Raw genomic sequence first — 5,283 nt, forward strand, 5'->3', positions numbered from 1 at the left:
GCGCAGATCGGCGACGAACGCCTGGTCCGACTCCTTGTAGCGCCGGTAGGCGATGAGTCCCAGGATCGCGAGGGCGATGACGAGGAGCACGGCGACGAGGTCGCCGATCCGGATGCCGATCACCGGCAACGCGCATCCCGCCGGCGCCGCGTACACCGCGGTGTCGCCCGTGATCGCGAGCCAGAGCCCCGAGAACATGCTGTCGGGCTCCGGCCGCGCGCCGCAGACGATGCTGGTCACGAGCTCGGCGAGGAAGCCGAACACGAGACTGAGAACGAACGAGATGGCGATGAGAACCGCGATCCCCCTACCGAGCATCGATTCCATGACCGACTCCTCTCACAGGCCCCGGGCCGCGGCCGCGGCGACGCGGATCCACGCATCGCGCGTGGGGGTGCGCAGGTTGTCCAGACGCAGAGCCCCCGACTTCAGAGCGGGGTCGAACGGGATGTGTTCGACTGCACGGACGTGGCCCGAGAAGCCCTCCGCGATGCGGTTCGCCCCACGCGGGTTCGGCTCGGCTTCCGTGACGACCACGACCGCGTTGTCCGCGAGTTCGCGCGATCGCTCGTCGCGCTCGCGGAGCGCATCGAGCAGGAGTGCGGCGGACTCGGCCGACTCGGGTGTCGCGAGTGTGGGCAGCACGAGCTGGTTCGATGAGTCGACCATGCGCAACCAGCGCTCCGCCGATTCGTCGTTGCCGGAGTCGAAGATGACGACCCGGTAGTACCGGGCGGCGACGTGCATCAGCAGGTCGAACTCGGCGGTGAGGATGCGCTGGTGCACGGCGAGGAGTTCGGGGTTCGAGCGCAGCACGTCGTACCGATCGACCGGCTGGTGGTGCACGTACCGTGCGATGTCGGAGACGCCGGCGCCCGTCGCCAGCAGATCGGATGCCGCCGGCAACAGATCCTTGATCGTCGTGTCGTATCGCCCCGCCTCGGTGCGCCACCCGAGTGTTCCGCGTGTGTCGTTGTTGTCCCACGCCAGGACGTTCCCGCCGCCGTAGCGGCCGAACACAGCGGCGAGCATCGCTGTGGTCATCGTCTTGCCGACGCCGCCCTTCCCATTAGCGATCGCGATGGTGCGGCATCCGGCCCACTGCTGCGACACCTCGCGCTCGTCGTCTCGCCGCCTCAATTCGGCAGGAGAAGGACCGAAACCCAGCCGAGCGAAGAAGGAACGCCAACCCTCGCTCTTCGGCTCCACGGCGGACGAGGTGTCGATGAAACTCGGGCGCGAGGGAGGCTCCGGGGCGCGGTGGTTGCGAAGCGGTTCGCGCCCCGGAGCTTCGGTGTTCACCTCCCTTCCCTGTTGCGATGGGCTTTCGATGTGGGCGGCGACCGCCGCAGGGTCGGGCGCGCTCGCCGCAGCCGTCACCAGCGTCCCGTCGGCGTCGATGCGCAGGCGATGCTCGCCGCGGTCGCCAGTGGTGACGAGCTCGACGGGCTGGCCGGTGCGCCGGGCCTCATCCACGGCACGACGGACGATCATCTGCCGGATGTCGTCGGTGGGGGTCGCCGCGAGCGGCTCGATGTGCCCCTCCGGCGTGGTGAACGTGGCCGTCGGTCCGCTGACCGTGGCGTACGCGCGCAGCGTGGTGTCGAGACTCATTGCGGTGTCTCCTTCCAGGTCGGCGACAGCCAGCCGTCGAGGCTGGTGTCGGTCGGGGAGTCGTCTGGCCAGAAGCGGTCGAGTTCATCCGGGTCGAACAGGTACGGCATCCCGTCGCCTTCGTCGTTCTGCTCGAGCGCGCTGTCGGTCGCGAAGAGCTCGTACTCCCAGTCGGTCGACGTCGCGAAGCAGTCGACGACGTAGGCGTACTGGCCGACGTAGGCGAGGAAGACGCCCATCCGCAGCCGCCGCGCGTCCTCGACGTGAGTCGCCGGGATGTTGAGTCGATCGCGAAGGGCAGCGGCCTCTTGATGGTTCGCGCGGAAGATGAACTTGTTCTCGATGTCGCCGACGATCGAGTAGGCGAGGTTCCGCTCCCTCGAGTCCGCGTCGCCCACGGCATCCAGGTCGCCCATCTTGTGGAGGATCACGATGTTGCTGATGCCGTAGTGGCGTGACAGCTTCAGCCACTGCTGGAACATCTGCAGCGCCGCGAGCGAGGTCATGTCGCGCCAGCCCTCTTCGCGAATGAGGTAGCGGGTGCGCTTGGCTGACCGGTCCGACACGACGGCCTGGATCCACGCCGTCGTGCACACCTGGGTGAGCTGCGCGACGAGTTCGCTGCGCGAGAAGAGCTCGCTGGTGTCGACGACGACAATCGGTGCATCCGCGTCGAACGCCACCGTCGACTCGTCCTCGAACAGCCCCGAGAGGTCACCGTCGACGAACCGGCGGAGGACGAACCGCGGCTGCACCGCGCCGTCTGACATGCGGAAGTCGGTGCCGGCATCCTCGACGATCGTGCCGAGGTGCTCGTAGACATTGCGCAGCGTCGGGCGGTCGCCGGTCGACCGGATGCTGCGCTCGAGTGCCTCATGCAGTGCTGCGTGCTCGACGGCGGTGAGCTTCGTCGAGCCCAGTGCCATCTCGACGAGCGACACGAGAGTGGTGATCCGGCGCTGACGGACCATCTTCTCATCCTGGTCATCGTCAGCATCCGCCCGCCGTGGACCCCGGTCAAGCGGGTTGAGGCGCGCGGTGCTGCCGCCGCCGATACGGATGACGACGCCATCAGGGATCGCCTCGGCGACCGTCACCCACTCGCCCTTCGGGTCGGAAGGGACGACTGCCTGGTGACCGAACGCAAGCGAGCGTGTCACCAGGGTCTTGATCGTCGCGGACTTGCCCGCGCGATACGCGCCGAGCACCAGCACGTTCGTCGAGAGCGTCTGGCGGTCGGTCTTGTTGGCGTACGCCTCCCACGGTGAGAAGTGGAAGAGTGCATCGGCGTTGAGGTCGACGCCCAGGATCGGCCCGTGGTGCCCGAGTCCGGCATCCGCCACGAACGGGTAGATGCCCGCGATCTGCCGCGATGTCGCCTGATGGGCCGGTATGCTCGGGCGCGCGAGGTTCCAGTACCCGCCTTCGGTGAGGCCGGGACCGAAAGGCCCGGGGACCGCAGCCTCGGGGAGCGCGCGCTCGCGGCGGCGCTTCCTCGGAGGGCGCTCGTCGTGGGCATCCCGCGCGATCTGCCGGCGCATCGCGCCACGGTCGCGCTTGGACAGATCGCCCGGTTCGAAGAAGACGACGCGGCGGGCCATCACTTCATCCCCAGCCCGATGGGGAGCACGTTGACCATCAGCGCCTCGGCCTGCTGGCAGTACAGGATCTGCGGCTCCATGCCGGACCTCGCGAGCGCATTGCGCATGCCGGCTATGGCCTGATCCAACAGTTCCTCGTTGCGGGCGCTCACCGTGAGGTAGGCGCCGTACCGGAACTCGCCGTGGCCGGCGACGATCTCCTCTTCCTGGCGCTCGAGCGCGTCCCAGTCGGCCGCATCCGCCGCGGAGCCGTCCACTCCGCGCTTGGCGCGAAGCCGCTCGTTGCCGCGCCAGACCTTCTTGTCGTCCTCGATGCGGCGCATCGCCTTCTTGACCGAGACCGGCGTCAGCACGATCGACATGATGTGCGTGATCGCCTCGCCGGTGGCCGGCATCCGTGCGAAGACGATCGGCTCGACGAACCCGACCGCGGTGTCCGATCGCGGCCACTCCTGGATCCAGAGCGTCGTGTGGACTCCCGAGTCCGTGTAGACGACGCCGTTCGTGCCGCGCGGCTCTTCGAGGTACATCGGCCCGATCGCGACCGGATCGACACCGACATGGTCGTCGTCGCGGTTCTGCACGTTCGCCGCGAACTCGGGGTCGAAGCCCACACGAGCGAGCGCCGCGACGTCGCGAGTCGTGAGCCACCGTCGCACGCTGATCCGTGCTGCGCTCAGGGCGTCCGCGAGGTTGCGTGCCTCAAGGGCAGCGAGAGCCTTGACCGCATCCTCGCCACCGCCGAGCGACTTCAGCTGGGGTCCGAGCGCGATCAGGTCGAGGGTGAAGGTCAGGTAATTGCGGTGCGAGACCGCGTACCGTTCGGACTTGTCCATCACGGCGTCGTAGTTGTGGGCGACGGGGGAGTCGCCGTTGAGCGTCCGCTTCAGTGTGACCGATTGGTAGTAGTCGCGAGCGGGTCGGATCGTGGTCGGAATCGTGCGCTCCTGCAGCACCGCGCGCTTGATACCGGGGCGCTGCGTGAACGACGCGAGCACCGGAGCCCACTGCTGTGTGAGGTCGAAGCGCTCCGGGTCGTCCTTCATAAGGAAGCCCTGCACCTCGACCTCGGCGGTCACCGACACCGACCGGTCGTGCGGGTTGTAGACGCACGCGACGTCGTCCACGTCCCACAGCTGGATGGATGCGCGGATGCCGGGCAGGTTGAGTGTGCCGGCGAGGTGAGCTCGCTCGGGGCGGTAGACCTGCCGCGTCGCACCGGTCGTGTGGCGCAACTGCTTCATGTACCAGAGCCCGACCTGCCGCGGAGCGGAGTCGCCGTGCACCGTGACGAACGCGAAGATGCCGATCGGCAGGTAGAGGGGTGCGGCATAGAGGAGTCCCGGCGGGCCGAAACGGTTGACGCCGATCAGCACGATGATGGCGGCCGCGCTGAGGCAGGTGAGCTGCCAGCCGTCCATGCCCATCACGACGCCCTGCCTCGAGCGGCGCGGCAGACGGACGGGTCGGGCGAGGTCCTGAGTCGACATCATGCGGTCCTCTCAGTTCGAGGGCGAGGGGGCGACGAGGGAGACGGCGACGGCGATGGCGCGGATGACGGTCCTGGCCGCGACGAGGGTCGAGATGCCGGAGGGGAGCTGGCGGACGACGGCGCCGGAGCACCCGCGCCGGACGGGTTGGCTGCGGGCGAGGGGCCCGAACCACCGGGCGAGCCGGGGGAGCCGCTGGGGCCGGTTGGTCCCCGCGGTGGGCGACCTGGCGTGGAGCCGCCGCCTCCACTCGCACCCGATGGGCCGGCCGCTCCCGGCGCGCCCGGTCGCGCGGAGCGCGCCGGCACGCCAGCGGGCGATGAGCCGGCACGACTGGGGATGCGCGATACCGATCGGGCGGCGCCTGTCGCTGCGTGGCCAGCTCGTGACCCGACCGCCGAGCCGACCGAGTCGGCGGCGACCGCGCCGACGAAGCTGAACAGTCCGAAGATCGCGAACGGGGCGAACGCCACCAGGACCAGCCCGATCAGCAGCGGCCAGGACTGCGGGTCCCAGATCGTCTTGATGTTCGCGAGCCCGTTGATGATCAGCGTCACGAACCCGATCGTTAGCGGCCC

4 protein-coding genes and 1 pseudogene are annotated in these 5,283 nt (G+C 68.9%); 1 reads left to right on the forward strand and 4 read right to left on the reverse strand.

Annotated features, from left to right (window positions below; all coding sequences use genetic code 11):
• From Q1V87_RS08965 to Q1V87_RS08980, 4 genes and pseudogenes are all read right to left on the reverse strand, one after another.
• Nucleotides 1-327 (reverse strand): annotated as a pseudogene (locus Q1V87_RS08965) (hypothetical protein); the annotation flags it as partial.
• Nucleotides 328-339: 12 nt separating this feature from the next.
• Nucleotides 340-1,614, reverse strand: a complete 1,275-nt coding sequence (locus Q1V87_RS08970; RefSeq protein ID WP_300591826.1) for a ParA family protein — start codon at nt 1,612-1,614, stop codon at nt 340-342.
• Nucleotides 1,611-3,215 carry a hypothetical protein gene (locus Q1V87_RS08975; RefSeq protein ID WP_300591828.1) on the reverse strand — a complete coding sequence of 535 codons (1,605 nt, stop codon included), beginning with the start codon at nt 3,213-3,215 and terminating at the stop codon, nt 1,611-1,613. The genes Q1V87_RS08970 and Q1V87_RS08975 overlap by 4 nt, the downstream gene beginning before the upstream one ends.
• The gene (locus Q1V87_RS08980) at nt 3,215-4,708 is read right to left on the reverse strand and encodes an SCO6880 family protein (protein ID WP_300591830.1); all 1,494 of its coding nucleotides are present in this window, start codon (nt 4,706-4,708) and stop codon (nt 3,215-3,217) included. Before Q1V87_RS08980 ends, Q1V87_RS08975 begins: the two co-directional genes overlap by 1 nt.
• 336 nt (nt 4,709-5,044) lie before the next feature.
• Between Q1V87_RS08980 and Q1V87_RS08985 the strand changes: the two genes are divergently transcribed.
• A partial coding sequence (locus tag Q1V87_RS08985) for a hypothetical protein (RefSeq protein WP_300591832.1) occupies nt 5,045-5,283 on the forward strand: 239 nt, incomplete at its 3' end.

The sequence above is a fragment of the Microbacterium sp. genome (assembly GCF_030149085.1).
Taxonomy (GTDB): Bacteria; Actinomycetota; Actinomycetes; order Actinomycetales; family Microbacteriaceae; genus Microbacterium.